This is a genomic window from Kitasatospora aureofaciens (genome assembly GCF_019192735.1).
Classification (GTDB): Bacteria; Actinomycetota; Actinomycetes; order Streptomycetales; family Streptomycetaceae; genus Kitasatospora; species Kitasatospora aureofaciens_A.
In genome coordinates this window covers 257,628-275,492 of sequence record NZ_JAHTKP010000006.1, presented here as the reverse complement: position 1 = coordinate 275,492, position 17,865 = coordinate 257,628, and the positions used below count along the sequence as shown (strand labels likewise).

At 70.6% G+C, this 17,865-nt stretch carries 16 protein-coding genes and 3 pseudogenes; 12 read left to right on the top strand and 7 right to left on the bottom strand.

Annotated features, from left to right (window positions below; genetic code table 11):
* The first annotated feature begins 193 nt into the window (after positions 1 to 193).
* Complete coding sequence (locus KV557_RS09755; RefSeq protein ID WP_218199369.1) at positions 194 to 979, top strand: aminotransferase class IV family protein; 786 nt, start codon at positions 194 to 196, stop codon at positions 977 to 979.
* 144 nt (positions 980 to 1,123) lie between these two features.
* On the opposite strand, the pseudogene KV557_RS44835 reads toward KV557_RS09755, so the two are convergent.
* A pseudogene (locus KV557_RS44835) lies at positions 1,124 to 1,966 on the bottom strand (IS110 family transposase); the annotation flags it as partial.
* A 227-nt stretch (positions 1,967 to 2,193) separates the two neighbouring features.
* Positions 2,194 to 2,943 carry a hypothetical protein gene (locus KV557_RS09745; protein ID WP_218199368.1) on the bottom strand — a complete coding sequence of 250 codons (750 nt, stop codon included), beginning with the start codon at positions 2,941 to 2,943 and terminating at the stop codon, positions 2,194 to 2,196.
* Positions 2,944 to 3,016: 73 nt separating this feature from the next.
* On the opposite strand from KV557_RS09745, the gene KV557_RS09740 reads away from it, so the two are divergent.
* Positions 3,017 to 3,664, top strand: coding sequence for an HAD family hydrolase (locus tag KV557_RS09740; protein ID WP_218199367.1), 648 nt, complete (start codon positions 3,017 to 3,019; stop codon positions 3,662 to 3,664).
* Positions 3,661 to 4,506 (top strand): DUF1932 domain-containing protein, encoded by an 846-nt coding sequence (locus KV557_RS09735; RefSeq protein WP_218199366.1) that lies wholly within the window; start codon positions 3,661 to 3,663, stop codon positions 4,504 to 4,506. The genes KV557_RS09740 and KV557_RS09735 overlap by 4 nt, the downstream gene beginning before the upstream one ends.
* Here KV557_RS09735 and KV557_RS09730 read toward each other — a convergent pair.
* Positions 4,503 to 5,054 carry a guanylate kinase gene (locus KV557_RS09730; RefSeq protein ID WP_218199365.1) on the bottom strand — a complete coding sequence of 184 codons (552 nt, stop codon included), beginning with the start codon at positions 5,052 to 5,054 and terminating at the stop codon, positions 4,503 to 4,505. The genes KV557_RS09735 and KV557_RS09730 overlap by 4 nt on opposite strands.
* A complete protein-coding gene (locus KV557_RS09725) occupies positions 5,051 to 6,091 on the bottom strand; it encodes an AAA family ATPase (protein ID WP_374106610.1) in 1,041 nt (346 codons plus the stop codon). Before KV557_RS09725 ends, KV557_RS09730 begins: the two co-directional genes overlap by 4 nt.
* A 286-nt stretch (positions 6,092 to 6,377) precedes the next feature.
* Between KV557_RS09725 and KV557_RS09720 the strand changes: the two genes are divergently transcribed.
* From KV557_RS09720 to KV557_RS09705, 4 genes are read left to right on the top strand one after another with little or no spacing between them, the layout of a single operon-like run.
* A complete protein-coding gene (locus tag KV557_RS09720; protein WP_218199364.1) occupies positions 6,378 to 7,379 on the top strand; it encodes a hypothetical protein in 1,002 nt (333 codons plus the stop codon).
* Positions 7,376 to 8,377: a hypothetical protein gene (locus KV557_RS09715; RefSeq protein WP_218199363.1), complete on the top strand. Its 1,002-nt coding sequence runs from the start codon at positions 7,376 to 7,378 to the stop codon at positions 8,375 to 8,377. Before KV557_RS09720 ends, KV557_RS09715 begins: the two co-directional genes overlap by 4 nt.
* Positions 8,374 to 9,294, top strand: coding sequence for an NAD-dependent epimerase/dehydratase family protein (locus tag KV557_RS09710; RefSeq protein ID WP_218199362.1), 921 nt, complete (start codon positions 8,374 to 8,376; stop codon positions 9,292 to 9,294). The genes KV557_RS09715 and KV557_RS09710 overlap by 4 nt, the downstream gene beginning before the upstream one ends.
* Positions 9,278 to 10,321: an FAD-dependent oxidoreductase gene (locus KV557_RS09705; RefSeq protein WP_218199361.1), complete on the top strand. Its 1,044-nt coding sequence runs from the start codon at positions 9,278 to 9,280 to the stop codon at positions 10,319 to 10,321. The genes KV557_RS09710 and KV557_RS09705 overlap by 17 nt, the downstream gene beginning before the upstream one ends.
* A 12-nt stretch (positions 10,322 to 10,333) precedes the next feature.
* Here the strand turns inward: KV557_RS09705 and KV557_RS09700 are convergent, their stop codons facing one another.
* Together KV557_RS09700 and KV557_RS42435 are read right to left on the bottom strand one after the other, a co-directional pair.
* Positions 10,334 to 11,353 (bottom strand): tryptophan--tRNA ligase, encoded by a 1,020-nt coding sequence (locus KV557_RS09700; protein WP_218199360.1) that lies wholly within the window; start codon positions 11,351 to 11,353, stop codon positions 10,334 to 10,336.
* A gap of 299 nt (positions 11,354 to 11,652) precedes the next feature.
* Positions 11,653 to 12,817: pseudogene (locus tag KV557_RS42435) on the bottom strand (mobilization protein); the annotation flags it as partial.
* Between KV557_RS42435 and KV557_RS42430 the strand changes: the two are divergent.
* The 5 genes and pseudogenes from KV557_RS42430 to KV557_RS09675 all read left to right on the top strand — a co-directional run.
* Positions 12,793 to 12,996, top strand: a pseudogene (locus KV557_RS42430) (hypothetical protein); the annotation flags it as partial. The pseudogenes KV557_RS42435 and KV557_RS42430 sit on opposite strands and share 25 nt — an antisense overlap.
* Positions 12,997 to 13,015: 19 nt before the next feature.
* A complete protein-coding gene (locus KV557_RS09690) occupies positions 13,016 to 13,207 on the top strand; it encodes a hypothetical protein (protein ID WP_218199358.1) in 192 nt (63 codons plus the stop codon).
* 185 nt (positions 13,208 to 13,392) lie between these two features.
* Positions 13,393 to 13,863 carry a hypothetical protein gene (locus tag KV557_RS09685; RefSeq protein ID WP_218199357.1) on the top strand — a complete coding sequence of 157 codons (471 nt, stop codon included), beginning with the start codon at positions 13,393 to 13,395 and terminating at the stop codon, positions 13,861 to 13,863.
* Positions 13,860 to 15,434 carry a multicopper oxidase family protein gene (locus tag KV557_RS09680; protein WP_308129827.1) on the top strand — a complete coding sequence of 525 codons (1,575 nt, stop codon included), beginning with the start codon at positions 13,860 to 13,862 and terminating at the stop codon, positions 15,432 to 15,434. The genes KV557_RS09685 and KV557_RS09680 overlap by 4 nt, the downstream gene beginning before the upstream one ends.
* A gap of 135 nt (positions 15,435 to 15,569) precedes the next feature.
* Positions 15,570 to 16,928, top strand: coding sequence for a DUF2252 domain-containing protein (locus KV557_RS09675; RefSeq protein WP_218199356.1), 1,359 nt, complete (start codon positions 15,570 to 15,572; stop codon positions 16,926 to 16,928).
* On the opposite strand, the gene KV557_RS09670 is transcribed toward KV557_RS09675, so the two are convergent.
* The gene (locus KV557_RS09670) at positions 16,906 to 17,847 is read right to left on the bottom strand and encodes an LLM class flavin-dependent oxidoreductase (RefSeq protein WP_218199355.1); all 942 of its coding nucleotides are present in this window, start codon (positions 17,845 to 17,847) and stop codon (positions 16,906 to 16,908) included. The two genes, KV557_RS09675 and KV557_RS09670, sit on opposite strands and share 23 nt — an antisense overlap.
* Between the last annotated feature and the right edge of the window lie 18 nt (positions 17,848 to 17,865).

Below are 17,865 nucleotides of genomic sequence, written 5' to 3'. Positions count from 1 at the left end.
AGGCATCGCCACCCGGTATGACAAGACCCCGGAAAGCTACCTCGCCGGCCTCCACCTCCGTGGCGCGATGATCTGGATCAAGGACCTCACCCGGACCCACTGATCACGACCGAATACGCGCCCTAGGCCGGCGAGCTCCTGGACCGGTGCGCCTCTGGGGAAGCCCTTGGCGGCAGGCTGGCAGACTCGCGCCATGGCTGAGATCGAGATCGACGGCGAGCCCGCCGACGCGGCGCGGGTGGCGGCGCTGGGGCTGCTGAACTACGGGCACTTCACCACCCTGCGCGTCGAGGCGGGCCGGGTCCGCGGCCTGGCGCTGCACCTGGAACGGCTGGTCCGGGACTGCCGGGTGCTGTTCGCCGCCGAGCTGGACCCGGCGCGGGTCCGCGAGCGGATCCGCGCGGTGCTGCCGGACAACGGAACGGCGATCGTCCGGGTGACCGTGTACGACCCGGAGCTCGGCCTGGAGCGACCGTCCGGCCCGGCCGTTCCGCGCGTGCTCGTCACCACCCGCCCGGCCCCGGCCACCGCGCCCGGCCCGCTGCGGGTGCGGACGGTGGCGTACGTCCGGGAGCTGCCCGAGGTGAAGCACGTCGGGCTGTTCGGCCTGATCTGCCACCGTCGGAGTGCCCAACTGGACGGCTACGACGACGCGTTGCTCGTGGACCGGGTGGGGCGGGTGACCGAGGGCGCGACCTGGAACATCGGCTTCTTCGACGGCCGACGCCTGGTCTGGCCGGAAGGCCCGAGCCTGCCGGGCGTCACCGCCGCGCTGCTCGCCGGCGCCTACGGCGGGCCCCAGGGCCGCGAGCCGGTGGGCGCCGCCGGGGTGGGGCGCTTCGAGGCCGCGTTCGCGGTGAACGCGGGGGTCGGCGTCCGCCCGGTGGCAGCGATCGACGACGTCCGCTTCGACCCCGCCCATCCCGTCCTCGCCGAGCTGCGCGCCGCCTACGCGGGGGTGCCGGCCGACCGGGTGTGAGCGGACGGTGGGGATGACCCCACCCCAAGTCCGCCAGCGGCCTCCATAGTTCGCGCGCCTCCGACTTCCTGGCGTGGAACTCGTCGACGACCAGCGACGATCCCCGAGGGAAGGCCCACCATGGCACGCCGCCTTGGCGGGCTGGGCGGCCTCACACAGGATCCACCGCAGCCAGGCGGAGCCCTGCTTGGAGATGTGCCCCTGGTGGACGGTGAGGTCCGAGGCCCGGACGGTGGGGGTCAGGCCGGCCCAGGCGGCGAGCTTGCGCGCGGAGGGGAACCGGGTGACGTCGCCGACCTCGGCGAGGATCACGAGCGCGGTGAGCGTGCCGACGCCGGGCAGCTCCATGAGGCCCTTCACCCGCGGATCGCCCCGGGCGTGCGCGGCGAGCTGCTTGTCCAGGGCGTCGATCGGGACCTGCAGTGCGTCCATGACCTGCAACAGGTCGTCCACCACGCGACGGGAGGCGTCCGGGAGTTCCAATGACGCGAGCCAGTTGCGGCCGGGACCGGTGAAACAGCCGCCGGGCCGGTCCTGGCCGAGGTCGGCCAGGACCGCGTGGACCCGGTTGCGCAGGAGTGTGCGCAACCGCACCAGCTGGAAGCGGTGGCGGAGCAGGGCGCGTTGCTGGCGTACGTCCAGTGGGGCGATCCATGCCTCCGGGAGGAGATCGGCCCGCAGCAACTGGCCCAGGATCGCGGTGTCGACCTTGTCGTTCTTCAGCCTGGCCGAGGCGATCGCCTTGCACCGCAGCGGGTGGACCAGGTGGGACTCGTAGCCGTAGTCCTCCAGGAGTTCGACCAGCCGGCCCCAGCCGTAGGCGGCCTCGAACGCGACCGGGGTGCCGATCGGCAGGTCCCCGATCACCCCGAGGACCGTCTCCACGCCGTTGGGGACGTTGCGGTTGACCCGCACCGCGCCGTCCTTGTCGATCACGGCGATCTGGGACCTTTTGCGGTGCACGTCGATACCGACGTAGACAGACATTGAGGGCCTCCTTCCCGAGCCCGTGTGCATACCCGGACGATAGGCATCGCCCGGCTGAGCAGGGAAGGGGACCCGGCCCCCATATGGTCAGGTCAGAGGCGGTGTCAGGGGTGCTAGCGGTCACTGCCGGACGGCCTGGTTGCTGTACTTTGCTGCTGTACTTTCGCCCTGAGCTGCTGGCTGCAAGGTCGCTCAAGGAAGGCTCACAGACTCCTGGGTAGTGTCGGCTACCGGTTCTTCTTGCGCGATGCCCTTGCCTGCTTCTGCTGCCGCTTCTTGCTCTGCGCCGCCCGCTTCTGTGCCGCCAGCGCTTGCCTCTCCACCGGGCTGAGCATGGCCTGACGGAAGGCGGACTCCAGTAGCTGCTCGTCTTCCCCGAGCCAGGCCGGGCTCTTCCCCGTAACCGTCTCGTCGTTGCTGAGGGCGGCAGCGAGCTCGTCCTGCAGATCTTCGGCCCGGTCGTAGGTGATGATCTCGATGGGCTTGCCATAGACGACTCCAGGCCCGGCAGGGGTCTGCTTGAACTCGTAGTCCTGGTAAGCAACGATCGCGCCTCCGGCACCTCGGGCATCGCCCTTGGGTAGGTTGGCCCCGTACATGTTCGAGGCTTGGCCTCTGCGGCCCTCCGGGCTACTCAGGAACGGACAGACCATGGCCGCGTAGATCATGCATGTGCGGTGGCCCGGAGCCTCACCGGTTGGGGCCGGGTTGAGGAACTCCTTACCTATGCCAAGGACGGCATCGATCATCCCCGCTTCATCGCCGTCGACGACCCTCCAAACCGGCCCAGGGGACATCTCTCGGCCGCAGACCGTGCATCGACGCTCCTCGACGCAGAGGAACACCCGGCGCATGCTGGTTTCGGCGAACTGCGGGGCTCCGCCTTCCCAGGGTGTGATCGCTGGAACGGGGTACCCACGGCCGTCGCGCGGGCGGGTGGCGATGCCGGACGGCATGGTGATGTCGGTGACTCGCATTCCGCGACTATATGACTTTGCTGTGTCACCGAGACGCAGTTCGAACTCCCCAGCCCAGCAGTAGAGTCTCGGTGTGCAGCGACTGGCATTCTTCGACCTGGACGACACTCTCGCTGATCGCACTCTGGGCTTCCGGACGTGCATCCGCAGCTTCTGCTCTGATCTTGGCTTCGCTGAGGACGTTGAGCAGTGGCTGCTGAAGGTGATGTATGAGCGTGCTTACCGCAGCGACTTCGAGAGGCTGCGGGAGCGGTTCGCCGTCTCAGCTCCAGTCGAGGAACTGTGGCAGCGGTACTGCGGCGGAATGGCCGATGCCGTGACCTGTACCCCAGCTGTGCTGTCCGGGCTTGAACGACTTCGTTCGGCCGGGTGGTCAGTCGTCGTGGTGACCAACGGTGCTGGCGATATCCAACGCGCGAAGCTCGCGCGGACGGGAATCGACGTGCGGGTCGACGCTGTCTGTATCTCGGAGGAGGTCGGGATCCGTAAGCCCGAGGTGGGTATCTTCCGCGAGGCGGCCCGCCTGATGGGGGCCGATGGCCTGTGGGGTGGCTGGATGGTCGGTGACAGCGCGCAGAACGATGTCGTTGGTGGCCGGGCCGCCGGCCTGCGGACGATCTGGGTGTCGGACGGCAGCGACGGCGTTGAGGCCGATCACGTCGTTTCCGACGCGGCGGGGGCCATCGATCTGCTGCTCGGCCTGGAAGGGGCTCGTGCATGACCAGCAGTCAGGCCGTGGTGGGGATTCTTCACCCCGGCAGCATGGGGGCGGCGGTCGCAGCCCAGGTCCGTGACACCGGGGCGATGGTGCTGTGGTGTCCAGCGGGCCGTGGTGTGGCTACTCGGCAGCGGGCGGCTGAGGCCGGGCTGACCGAGGTCTCCAGCCTCGGGGAGCTGGTGAGGCGAAGCCAGATCCTGCTGTCGCTCTGCCCGCCGGCCGCTGCCGAGTCCGTGGCCAACGAGGTTGCGGCTCACGGCTTCAAGGATGGCGTGTTCGTCGAGGCCAACGCCATCACTCCCGAGCGGGTGGCCAGGATCGCGGCGGCGCTGGCCGATGCCACGGTGGTGGATGGCTCAGTGATCGGCTCGCCTCCGCGTGGCGGGAAGCGGCCGCGGCTGTTCCTGTCCGGGCCAAGGGACGCGGCCGACCAGGTGGTGAAGCTGTTCGCCGGCACGGACGTTCAGGCACGGGTGCTTGGCACCGAGCTTGGCCAGGCCAGCGCCCTCAAACTCGCCTACACGAGCTACCAGAAGGCATCGCGGGTGCTCGCGGCACTGTCGTACGCGCTGGCTGCCGATCACGGCGTCGAGGACGAGCTTCTGGAGGTGGCCGCTGGCCGTTCAGGGAGCTATCTGCTGGAGACCGGGTACATCGCCAAGACCGCTGCTCGAGCGTGGCGTTGGGCGCCCGAGTTGATCGAGGCGGCCGAGTTGCTGGAGGAGTGCGGGCTGCCGGGTGAGCCGATGCGCGGAGCTGCCGAGGCGCTCGCCAGGTGGGAGGGCGAGCGAGATGCCGAGCTGGGTCTGGCGGAGGCCCTGGCTCGGCTTCACCGCTCGCGTTAGCCGACTTGACCCAGCGTCTTGATGATGGCTTGGGCTGACTCCACCGCCGGCTGCTGCTCGGTTTGCAGGTGCAGGGCCCACTCGACGTCCGGATTGGCCTGGAGATCGGCTGCGGTGGCGTCCCAGGCCGCCAGCCGGGCCAGGGTGTCCGTGTCGCCGCGCAGTACGGAGCGCTGCTCGGTCACCTCGCGTGGGCAGTCCAGGTGGACGGTGAGCCAGGCTGCTGGGTAGCCCGCCACGAGGGCGTTGATGCCGGCGATCTGGCCCAGGTGCACGATCGGTGTGTGACCGGCGGCGAACACGGCATCGAGGCCGGGGCGGTCGACCAGGTAGATGCTGTTGTAGCGGTCGTTGCGGTAGATGACGTCTCCGGCGGCTTCGAGCTGGTGGAACTGCTCGATGGTGCCCATCCGGTAGCCCTGGCTGCGGCCTTCGCCGATCTTGAGCCTGGCGAACTGGACGAGTTGCGGGTCCTGCTCGACGAGGGCTGCCGTGACGGTGTCCTTGCCGCTGGCGGGTGGTCCGTACAGGATGATCCCGGTCTTCATGCGTGTGCCACCCCCAGGGCGAATCGGGCTTGGTCGGCGAGCGCGATGGCGGAGCCGTAGCGGTTGTCCACGACGAGGTGCGGGACTGACGGGCGCAGGCCGAGGTCGAGCCCTTCGAGGTACTGGCCCCAGTTGCTGAGTTTCCAGGCGTCGCGGGCGGCGGAGCGGAAGGCGATGTACTCGCGCATCGAGTCCTCGTCGCAGGTGAGCCAGATCGGGGTGACGTCGACCTGGTAGGCGGCGCATCGGTTGGTCAGTCGCCGCATCCATGCGGGGTCGGTCATCTCACTGATGAACGGCGCGGTGGCCACCGTGGAGATGCCGCACTCGACGTTGACGAGGATCGACTCCATGAGGCACTGGTACTCCAGCGGCCGTACCTGGGTGCGGTAGGTCTCGGAGTGGCGGTCGTTGGGGTCGCAGCCGAGTTCGCTGAGCAGTCGCTCCACCAGCGGTCGGGTGAGCGGGTCCTTGTCCAGCAGTGGCCAGCCGGTCAGCTGGGAGATGAACTTGGCGAACTCCGACTTCCCGCTTCCGGCGTAGCCGCCGACCAGGACGAGGGAGGGTCTGTTCGGGTCACCGCCGGTGTGCCGTCGGCGCCAGGCGTCCAGTATCCGCTGGTGGACGCCCTGGGGGCGCTCAGCGGTCGGCTCAGGCAGAAGCTGCTGCAGTGCCTTCACCACGGCTTGCACGCGGGTGGTGTCCACGTGATCGCGAAACTCGGTGAGCTGGTGTTCAACTTCCTCGCCGGGCAGAGCCTTTCGGAAGCCCAGCTCGGGCTCGGTCGCCTGGTACAGCAGGCAGTAGGCGCGGCGGTAGTGAGGGCCCGGATAGACCTCGCCCTGCTCGTGTTGCCACAGGGTCTGGAAGTTGGCGGCCGGGGCCGAGAGCCCCGCGCGGCGGGCTGTGTCGCGGAGCCGCTCGCCGGCTGCCTCCAGCGTGAGGCCGTGGGCTTCTCGCATCTCTCGCAACTTCTCAGGGCGCCAGCCCGATCGGTCCTTGCTCAAGTCCGCCACCAGCTCACTGTTCGTCAGCACGATCCCGAGCGTAGGGGCGAGGCCGTCGATCGCGTGTGTAAGCGGATGTTGAAAACCCGCTGAACGGGACGGCGAGCAACCTTGGCAACTCGGAGTGATACGGCGATCACGCTATGTCCGCTGTGATGTTCCTGGCAACAGCGCCCACCGGTACGAACGAACTGGAGGATGCACCATGTTCCGTCCCACATCACGCTCTGAGATTCAGTCAGGTGCTCTGGTGCCCCGGCAGATCCGTAGGGTCTCCCCCTCCCCGGGTGCTGCTGATGGCTTGTACTCCGTCGACATGCAGCAGTTCGCCGAGGCCCTTCACGGTGGCGGAGACGACGCCGACGACTGTTGGCGCTCCTGTGCGCGTCGGCTGCTCAACAGTGACGGCCTCCGGCCGGAGCTTCTCGCGAGCGTCTGGGCGGAGGTCGTCGCGTTCGATGAGACGCTCGCGGCGTTCCTGGCCAGCCCGGTGCCGGTCCCGGACCGCACGGTGGTCGTCTCGGGCAGCGGCAAGGAGACGTTCAAGACCTTCAATGTGTCGACGGCCGCTGCCCTGCTGGCCACCGCCAGCGGGGTGAACGTCGTGAAGGGCACCTCGTCGTCGGTCTCGGCCGTCTCCGGCTCGTCCGACGTCCTGGCGGCGCTCGGCATCCCGACACTGACCGAGCCCAGCCGAATCCCGGAGTTCGTCGCCACGTACGGCATCGCCTTCGTCAACTACGCCTCCTTCTGTCCGCGTTACGCGGCCCGCTACGACGGCCGGTTCGACTTTCTCAGCCCGATGAGCTTCTTCATGCCGGCGGCGACCCTGGTCGTCTCGGCCGATGCCTTCCTGCACGGACTCGCCCACGACGACGTGGAAACTGCCGCACTCGGGATCCACGCCGCACGCCCCGACATCGCCCGTGGTCGAGTCGTCACGACCTGGATCGGACCGGGCCAGCGGATCGACGAGCTCGCGTCCTTCGGGACCAGCACCAGCGCTGTGCTGCGGCACGGCGGCGTGCAGCTCCTGAAGCACCACCAGGATGGCGCGGCCGGCCCGTGGCAGCGAGCGGTGCGCCATCGCGCCGATCACGCCTCGAACGCTGCGGCCCTGGTCGAATCGCTCCGCCCCGACGGTGACCCGGCCGCCACCGACCTCGTCGAGCGCAACGCCGCAGCCATCCTCGCCACCGCACACCTGGGGGTCAGCGAGGACGACGCCCTGCAGCTGGTTCGCGAGGCCCGTCTCGACGGCCGGGCTCAGCGCCTCCTCTCCCGCCTTCGCACCGCCACCTCGAAGGGAATCCGATGACTCCTCAGCCCCTGCCTGTCACCGAGGACTGGGTCGCCAAGTCGCTCGGCCCGCTGACTCGCCGGTTCACCCACCACGACCAACTCCAGGACGTCCTCCCGCTCGACGCCGACCGGCCGCTGGCGGTCGTCACCGGCTTCGGCCCCACCAACGCCCCTACGGCAGGCACGCTGTCCGTGATGCTCGGGGTCATCGAGGTGCAGCGCTACCTCCGAGTGCCGATGACCGTCATCGTCTCCGAGCTGGGCGCCTGGAACTCCCGGAATGTGTCGTGGAGCCAGCTCACCGACGTCCGCGACCAGATGCTCGCCTTCATGCGGGTGATCGGCCTCGACTCCCAGGCCGGGATCGCCCCGGTGCAACTGCGTTCGCACATCGACCAGGCCAACCTCGTGCGCTGCGGGCGCATCGCCCGCTTCCTCAGCCGCCAGGACTTCCTTGACCACCACGAGGACCTGGTCGACCTCTACCAGGACCACGGCCTGCTTGGCAGCGAGGTCGGCCTCACCATTGACGCGCTCTACACCGTGGCCGACATCCTCGGCCCGGCCGAGCAGGGCGCCGCACGGGTGCTGATGCTCTCCGGACTGGAAGAGAGCTACTTCACCGAGCTCTCCCGCCTCGTCCTCCAGCGGCAGCGTGAAGCCGGCGACCTCAGTCTGGGCTGGCAGTTGGACCTCGGCGCGCTGTACTTCAGGGTCCTGGAGGGGCTCGGCGGCTACCCCAAGATGTCGAAGAGCATCCCCGCCTCGGGCATCCACCTGGGGATGCCCGACGACGAGATCGCCGGACGCATCCTCGCCGACGACGAGGCCGGCCAACGGCCTCTGCTCTCGGCGATCGAGCTGAGCAGCGGGTGGACCATGGTGGAGATCGACCACGCCCGCGCGACGTACCAGCGCAGGCGACAGGAGCCCGCCGGCTGGACGCTGAGCAAGCAGCGGTTCGCCGAGACGTTCACCACCTACGCCAAGATCTGGCGAGAGTGCGGCCGGTGACTGCCGAACCGGCGTACATCGTGCTCGGAGGTGCCGGCCGACTCGGCCGGCACCTCCTCCCGAAGGTTCGTGCGCAGGGCTGCCGCGTCATCGGCATCTCCCGCGCCCGGCCCAGCGAGCCCGCAGAGCGGTATGCGGACTGGGTACGCGCCGACCTCACCGAGACCGCCCGGTGGCCGCACGTGCAGGAAGCGCTTCGCACGCTGCTCGATGGCCAGGAGGAGGTGGTGATCGCGGACCTCCTGCTCGACCGGGGCAGCGTCACCGCCATGCGCCATTCGATCGCTGCCGCAACCCGGTTCATCGTCCGGACGTGCCAGATGCTCGCTGCCGAGGGACTCGCGGTGAGGGTCCTCGCCGCCAGTACCACGGCCGCGCTGGCACCGCGCGGCCTGCAGACCCCCTACGGAGTGGCCAAACGCGAACAGGCTCTCATCTACTCGCGGTTGGACTGCATCGACCTGGTTCTCCTGCCGCAGCTGGTTGCTGTCGACCAGGCGGCCAGCCCATCAGACGGCGGCGCGACCAGCGGCGGGATCTGTTCCTATGAGGCGGCGGCCGGAGCACTGCGCGCCGTCAGCATCCAACCGGCCCGGCGAACTCTGTGGGTCGTCCGCGGCAGCGTCCCGTACCGACCGTCCCCGCGCGGTCTCGCCGGCCTTCCCAGCGCCGTCGGCGCCCTGATCGCCTCGCGAACCACCGGTAGGGACAGCCCCACCGCGCACCGCCAGGCCAGCCGTGAGCGCCTGGCTCTCCTACCGAACCACATCCGGGGCCGCGTCGACCACCACGGCGCTCCCGAGCAGCTACTTCGCCCGTTCGAGAGGCGCCTGCACATGCCACCCGCCCGAACCGTCATCGCGGGCAGCCCGCCCGCCCCCGATCACCTGGAGGAAGACCTTGCGCACCGCCCCTGAGACCGTGGTCCTCGGCACAGGCTTCGCCGGCCTCACCGCGGCGGTGCGGCTGGCCGAGGACGGCCACCGCCTGCGCTGCCACGGCGACAGTGCGATCGGGGCCTCACAGCAGAACTTCGGCCAGCTCCACTCCGGCGCCGTCTACGCCCCCGTGCTCCCTGAGGTGGCCGCCGCCTGCTGGCAGCACCGGACTCGGTGGTTCGGCCTGCTCGGCTCGGAGGTCTCGCGCTCGCACGGTCTGGCGCTGTTCTCCAGCCACACCGAGGTCGAGCGGTACACGCAGGCGTGGTCGAACTTCGATATCCCCGTACGTCCGTTGTCCACTCGTGAGCTGGACAGCGTCGGAGTTCGCCCGTGGCCCGCCCCGGAGACAGCCTTTGCCCTTCCCGACATCTCGGTGGACGTGACGGCCCTGCGCGCCAGGACCCAGGCACATGCGGCGAACCTGGGTGTCCCCTTTGCTCCGCCCGAGTCGTGCGCTCCCGTGCTGTCCGGCAACGAGGTCATCCTGTGGGGACCGTCCCTCGGGTACTACCGGCCCGGCACTCTGGTCCTCGCCGCAGGGCACCGCACGGTCCATCTGCTCGACCTGCTCGGCATCCAACACCCGCTCACCATCAACCGCCTGCCGTACGGGGTGTTGGAAGGATCGAACCAGCAGCACCCGCTCACCTACTGGCTCGACGGCGACATGCTCGCGCTCAGCCCGCAGCCGAACGGGCTCCACGTAGCTCTGCCCGGCCGCCCCGCGGATCCCATAGACGAGAGCAAGGAGCACTACCGTCTCGCGGCCTCGCTCGCCGAACGCTGGCCGGCACTCCCGGCCGAGAAGCTCCGTCTCAGGTGGGGGCAGGTTGCCGAGCCGGCGGGCGTCCAACCTGACCCGTCGGCCCTTGTGGTCGACCTCAGCAGCCCTCCGCCCGGTTGGGGCCAGGTGGCCAACCTGATCGTCTGCCTGCCAGGCAAGTGGACCACTGCCTGGCATGCAGCCGACCAGGTGGCTCAGGCGGTCGCCGCGAGAATCTGACCAGCAGTCAGATCAGCCGATTCCGATGGCTTTGCGCACCTGCTCAAGCACAGGCTGAGCCCGCTTGCGGGCCTTGGCCGCGCCGATGGCCAGCAGCTCCTCAAGCTCACTTCCCGGCTGCATCAGCGCGTCGTAACGCTCCCGCAGCGGGCCCAAGCGCTCGTTCAGAACAACGAAGAGCTCGTTCTTGAGATCACCCCAGCCCATGCCGCCGGCCTCCAGCCGTGCACGGACCTCGGCCGTCTTCTCGGGGCTGGCGAAGTGGGTGAGCAACTGGAACACCGGGGAGGCGTCGGGATCCTTCGGCGCCTCCGCCGGGGTGCTGTCGGTGGGAATCCGGCGAACGATCTTTCGGATCTCCGCCTCGGGAGCGAACAGCGGGATCGTGTTGCCGTACGACTTGCTCATCTTCCGCCCATCGGTCCCCGGCAGCGTGCGACCGCTGTCCTCGGTGGGGACAACGGCCTTGGGGATCTTCAGCCGGAAGCTGTCGCCGTATACGGCGTTGAAGGCTCCAGCGATGTCGGCCGCGTACTCGACGTGCTGCAGCTGGTCCTTGCCGACCGGGACGAGGTCGGCCTCCATGATCAGGATGTCAACTGCCATCAGGACCGGGTAGTTGAACAGGCCCATGTTGACCCCGGAGTCCAGGTCCTCCACGCCGGCCTCACGGTTCCGGTCCCGCGCGGCCTTGTATGCGTGGGCTCGGTTCATCAGGCCCTTGGCGCTGAAGCACGAGAGAATCCAGTGCAGTTCGAAGATCTCCGGCACGTCCGACTGGCGGTAGAAGATCGTGTGCTCCGGATCGAGCCCTGCCGCTAGCCAGGTGGCCGCGACCGACCGGGTCCATCGACCGAGCAACTCCGGATCGCGCACCGACGTCAGCGCGTGGTAGTCCGCGATGAAGTAGATCGACTCGGCTCCGTCAGCCAGCTCCAGCGCCGGCTTGATGGCTCCGATGAAGTTGCCGAGATGCGGCTCTCCAGTGGGCTTGATACCGGTGAGGGACACCTTTGAATCAGCAGTCACCATGCAGAAAGCCTACCGGCGCGGCCAGGGTGAGGTCGGTGATTTGGCGTGGTGGTGATCCACGTCCGCGTCTGCGCCAGCGCCTGGAGCGGCTCTGATGCAGACGGCAGCAGCGGACCATGCGGGCTACCAGTAGGCCCCCGCGAGAAGGCCGTCGAAGGCGAGGCTGGTCATGGCGTCGTCGAAGTTGTCCCACTCCTGGTAGGGCTCGGTGAAGTGCTGGTCGAAGTCGGCTCGGGTGAGGTCGGGTTCGTGCCACTCGTGGGCGCATCGGCAGTGTATGAAGACTTGGGCGCGGACGTTCAGGAGCAGCCAGTCGCGGCGGGCTCCGCATTGGTCGCAGGTGATGGTGATGCCGCTCGGGTTGAGCTCGTCGGGGTGGGGGACGGCTCGGATGACGGGCTGGCCGGGGTGCGGCGGCGGGCGGCTTCGGCGGTGCGGTTGGGTGCGGGGTTGCGGCTGGTGTGCTGGATGCGGCTGATGAGGACCTTGGCGGGTAGGCGGGCGGTGGTCAGTTCACGCCGGGCGGCGGCGTCGGCGAGAAGGCGGTGAGGCTGGTGGCCGCCGGCTTCGGCGTCGGCGAGGACGGTTGCCAGGGCGGGCCAGTTGGGGTCGGTGAGGATCCTGTCGGCAGGCTCGGGCACGGCGGAGCGGACGTCGTTCGCGAGGGTGTTGCGGACTTCTTCCTTGGGCTGGCGGTGGGCGAGGGCGGCGAGTTGCGGTGCTGCGGCGTTGTCGTAGGCGGTCTGCAGGTGTTTGACGGCCTGGCGGGCGGCTTCGGCCTGCTGGTGGCCTCGGGTCTGGTGCCAGCGTCCGGCGAGGATCGCTGCCCAGACGAGGGTGGCGAGCAGGACTGCGAGGGTGCTGCCGTCCTTGCCGTCTGCGGCGTGGATGATGTCGCGGGCGGCGTGGCGCAGGCCGGCTGCGGAGCGGTGTTCGGCGCGGATCTGCGAGCGCTGGGCGCGGGCGAACGTCTTGGTGGTGGCTCGTAGTTCGGCACGCAGCTCGGCGGGCACGGTCTGGGAGGTGGCCTCGATCAGTTCGCCCAGCGCGGTGATCTGGGCCTGCGCGAGAGCGCCGTCACCGTCGCCGCTCGGGTCGCTGTCGGCGAGGTTGGTGTGGAGAGCGCCGAGGGCATCGGTGGCGCGTGTCCACGGGGGTGCCGGGCCGGTTGCGGCGGGCGGTGGGGTGCTCCTCGGGCTGGTCTTCTTCGAGGAGTGCCTTCAGCTGGGGAAAGGACAAGTCGGGGGCGATCTTGCTGCCGGGGATGTAGTTCGGCTGTCCGTTTTTCTTCAAAACGCCGGGGCAGGCGGCGGAGTAGCCCGCCAGGTCGTCGGAGGGCAGGCTGCGGCGCTTGACCTCGATGCCGTCGGCCTGGAGGTAGGCGAACAGTTCCTCGATGTTGGCGGCGTGGGGGATGGCGGCGCTGAAGTTCCCCCGCCGCCCTGGACGGGATGAAGGCCGCCAACACCGTGCTCGGCGTGGTCATGTGCTTCATGATGGCCGTCGCCCTGCTCGGCCCATGGGTGGCCCGGCTGGCCGCCGCCGTGCTCGGCGCCCCGCTGCGGGCCGGCGGCGCGCCCGGCTCGCTGACCGTCGACAACACCCGCGCCAACGCCCGCCGGCTGGCCTCCGCGATCACCCCGCGGCCTGGCGGTCGGCGGGGTGATCGCCTGGATCGCCCTCGTCCCGATCGCCAGGGGCGTCGCGGGCACCTCGCCGTACGTCCCGCCGGGCCTGGCGCTGCCGCTGGCCGCCGGAGCCGTGCTGCTCTGCCTCGGCGCGACCGGTCTGCCCGCGCGGGCGCTGCTGCGAAGCCGCCCGGTGGCGGCGGACGGCAGTAGTGGAGCCGGGTGACGGCCCCTGGTATTCGGGGGCCGTCACCCGCCTCGTGTCGCTCCTGCGGGTGACGCCACCAGGGCCGAACGGGCGCAAAGGGATGCGCGTTATCCCCAACTCGCCTCATTTAAACCGATTGTGACGTCAGATCAGCTACGCTCACGCCCGCCCATCCCGACCCGCCGAGCAGAAAGTAGCCCGACATGAGCAGTCCTCCCACGGCCCCCGCGCCCCGGTGGCCGCTGATCCTGCTGCGCAGCACCGCGACCACGCTGGCCGTCGTGGCCCTGCTCCAGACCCTGCTGGCCGCGAGCTTCCTCAACGGCACGTACGAGTCCCTCAAGGAGCACGCGGACAACGCGACGATCCTGGCCGCCGTCGTCCTGCTCCAGCTCGCGGCGGCCGTCCTGGTCCGGTGGCCCGGGCGCGGCCCGCTCTGGCCGCTGTGGACCACGGCCGTGCTGGCGGTCGCGGCCACCGGCCAGATCGGCGCCGGCTACGCGCGGGCGCTCGGCCTGCACGTCATGCTCGGGGTGCTGCTGGTCAGCGGCGTCCTGTTCGGGCTGGTCGACACCTGGCGGGTGCCGCTGCCCGTCCGGGCGGACACCGAGGCCGGACCGGACAGTGCCGGGCGGCTGCCCCGGCCGGGCAGGCCCGTGGAGGTGGCCCAGTGAACCGCCGCCGGTTTCTCGGCCTCGGCGCCTCCGTGTTCGGCGCGGGCGCGCTGGCCGCTGTCGCAGTCCCCTCGGCCGCCCGGCTGCTCGCCGAGGGCCGCCCCGGCCGGTTGCTGAGCAGCGAGCTCGACCTGCCGCCGGCGTTCCAGGTGCCGCTGCCGGTGCCGCCGGTGCTCGAGCCGTACAGCAGCGACGAGACCGCCGACTACTACGAAATCGTCGAGCAGGTCGCGAAGTTGGAGATCCTTCCGGGCGTCAGGACCGAGGCCTGGACGTACGGCGGGAGCTATCCCGGGCCGACGGTGGTCGCCCGCTCGGGGCGGGCGGCGGTGGTCAAGCACCGCAACCTGCTGCCGGTGCCGACCGTGGTGCACCTGCACGGCGGCCACACCCCGGCCGACAGCGACGGGTACCCGGTGGACCTGCTGCTGCCGGTGGGGTCGACCGGCGGCGGGGACATGGCCGGCATGCCCGGGATGCCCGGCATGGCCCACCGCGCGGCCGGGAGGTCCGTCACCGGCGAGCGCACCCACACCTACCCGGGCCGCCAGCGCGCCGCCACTCTCTGGTACCACGACCACCGGATGGGCTTCACCGGCCCCGGCGTCTGGCGCGGCCTGGCCGGCTTCCACCTCGTCCACGACGACGAGGAGGCCGCCCTGCCGCTCCCGTACGGCGACCGGGACCTCCCGCTGATGCTCGCCGACAGGTCCTTCGCCGCCGACGGCTCCTTCCGCTACCCCGCCACCGACCCCACCCTCGCCGCGCCCGGCGTCACCGACGACTACGCGAACGGCGTCCTCGGCGACGTCATCCTCGTCAACGGCGCCCCCTGGCCCCGCCTCGACGTCGACTGGGCCCGCTACCGGCTGCGCCTGCTCAACGCCTCCAACGCCCGCGCCTACCGCCTCGAACTCGACCCCCAGCCCTCCGGCGGCGACGCCCTCGTCCAGATCGGCTCCGACGGCGGCCTGCTGGAGGCCCCCGTCACCCACGACGCGCTGGAGATCGCCCCCGCCGAACGCTTCGACGTCGTCGTCGACTTCTCCCGCTACGAGCCGGGCACCTCGGTCCGCCTGCTGAACCGCTTCGGCAGCGACCGGACGGCCGAGGTGATGCGCTTCGACGTCTCCTCCCGCCGGGTCACCGACGACGCCACGGTGCCCGAGGAACTGTCCACCATCGAGCGCCTCGACCCCGACGCCGCCGTCACCACCCGCCAGTTCGCCTTCCGGCGCAGCCGCGGCGACGGCTGGACCATCAACGGGCGGCCGTACGAGCCCGGCCACGACATCGCCCGGCCCGCGCTCGGCAGGACCGAGCTCTGGCGCTTCTCCAGCGACCTGCACCACCCGGTCCACGTGCACCTCAACCAGTTCCAGGTGCTGACGCGCGACGGCAGGGCCCCCGGCCCGTACGACGCGGGGTGGAAGGACACCGTCGACCTGCGGCCGGCGGAGGTGGTGGAGGTGCTGGTGCGGTTCACCGACTACGCGGGGACGTACATGCTGCACTGCCACAACCTGGAGCACGAGGACATGGCGATGATGGCGGACTTCGTCGTGGAGTGATGTCCCGCGGGAGGGGGGATCATCCGTTCGGCGGAGTGCCGGAGGGCGCGCCGGTGCGTCCTCCGGCGCCGGTGGCCCAGCGTCGCCAGAAGGTGTCCTTCGTCAGTAGGTTCCCGTCCGACCGAGGAGGCGCGTATGACCACCCTCGCCGAACGCCGCCGGCGCGGCCGGGCCGCCCGTGAGCGCGTCTCCCGCTCCGCCCACGGGCGGTGGATCCCCGCCGCCGACCGGCCCGACCCGGTCGCGGTGCTGGAACGGCAGGGCGAGGACCGGGTCGCCCGGCTGCTGCCGATCCGCTACGGCCGGATGGCCGACACCCCCTTCACCTTCCTGCGCGGCGCCGCGGCCGTCATGGCCGCCGATCTCGCGGCCGGTCCCGACACCGGCCTCACCGTCCAACTCTGCGGAGACGCCCACCTGTTGAACTTCGGCGTGTACGCCTCGCCGGAGCGCGCCCTGCTCTTCGACGTCAACGACTTCGACGAGACCTACCCCGGACCCTTCGAGTGGGACGTCAAACGCCTCGCCGCCAGCGTCGCCGTCGCCGCCCGCGACAACGGGCACGACGACGACCGCGCCCGCCGCGCCGCGCTCGCCGCCGCCCACGGCTACGCCACCGCGCTGCGCCGGCTGGCCGGGATGGGCGAACTCGACGTCTGGTACGCCCGGATCGACCCCGACGAACTGCTCCCGCTGGTGCGCAAGCCCAAGCAGCGCAAGCGCGTCGAGGCCGACCTCGCCGGCGCTCGCCGCCGCACCAGCCTGCAGGCCTTCGGCAAGCTCACCGAGGAACGGGACGGGCAGCGCCGGATCATCAGCGAACCGCCGCTGATCGAACCGCTGACGAAGACCGAACTGCGCGGTATCGGCAAGGTGTTCAGCGACTACCGGGCCACCCTCGCCGAGGACCGCCGGGTGCTCCTCGACCGCTACCGGTTCGTCGACGCGGCGACGAAGGTGGTCGGCGTCGGCAGCGTCGGCACCCGCTGCCACATCGTCCTGCTGGAGGGCCGGGACGGACGCGACCCGCTCTTCCTGCAGCTCAAGGAGGCCGGCCGGTCCGTCCTGGAGGACCACCTCCCGGCCACCCGGGTGGACGCCGAGGTCGCCGCCCACCACGGCGGCCGGCGCGTCGTCACCGGCCAGCACCTGATGCAGGCCGCCAGCGACATCTTCCTCGGCTGGACCACCGGCCCGGCGGGCCGCCACTTCTACGGGCGGCAGCTGCGCGACATGAAGGGCTCGGTGGAGGTCGCCGACATGACGCCGTCCAGCCTGCGCGCCTACGCCGAGCTGTGCGGACGCACCCTGGCCCGCGCCCACGCCCGCACCGGCGACCGGCTCGCCATCGCGGGGTACCTCGGGACGGCCGACACGTTCGCCGAGGCGATCGCCGACTTCGCGATGCAGTACGCGGACCGGACGGTGCTCGACCATGCGGAGCTGCTCGCGGCGATCGACGCCGGGCGGATCAAGGCGACACGGGGAGTGTGAGGGCCGCGAGGAGCTCCAACTGCTCGCGCTGGTCGGTTAGTTCGAGAGCCCCCAAGCGGGCTACGACGTGTCGGGCGCCGGCTGCGGTGTAGCGGTGGAGGGTGGCGGTGACGTCCTCGGGCGTGCCGAGGGCGAAGGCCTGGATCTGCTCCGCCTCGTCCAGCGGCAGGCCGTAGTTGGCCAGTGTGTAGGCGTCCATGACCCGGCGGGCACTCTCGACGTCGCGGTCGATGCGGACATTGACGAAGAGGGCGGGGGTGAGGGCCTCCGGGTCGCGTCCGGCCTGCTGTGCCGTGGCCCGGACGGCTTCGAGGCCGCTGGCGTAGTCGGCCGGATCGGGCGGGTACGGCAGCCAGCCGTCGTAGTGCCGCCCGGTGCGGGCCAGTGCCGCCGGGGTCGCGCCGCCGAGCCAGATCGGCGGCCCGCCGGGCTGGAAGGGCGCGGTGGCGGGCGGGATGGCGTCGAAGGAGTGGAACTCGCCGTGGAAGGCCGTCGCCCCGGCCCAGAGCGCCCGCCAGAGGGCGACCGTCTCGTCCAGCCGGGCGAACCGGCGCTCCCACGGCACCTGGGACAGTTCGTGCAGGGGCTTCCCGAAGCGCCCCGGGAAGCCGGCGCCCACCGCGACCGTCAGCCGGCCGCCGGAGAGCAGGTCCACCGAGGCCAGCGCCTGCGCGGCCTGCACCGGGCGGCGCAGGACCGGCAGCAGCGCGCCGGTGCCCAGGCGGATGCGGTCCGTCACCGGGGCGACTGCGGCCAGCATGGTGAGCGGTTCGATCCGTGGGCTGAGGAGGGAGTCGTTGACGAAGAGCGAGGAGAAGCCCAACTCCTCGGCCCGGCGGGCGAATCCGATCAGGTCGCGAGGGTCGCCGGCGGGCGCCCACTGGGCCTGGCCGGTAGGGAGGAAGACGCCGATGTCCATGCCGTCGATCCTGTTCGT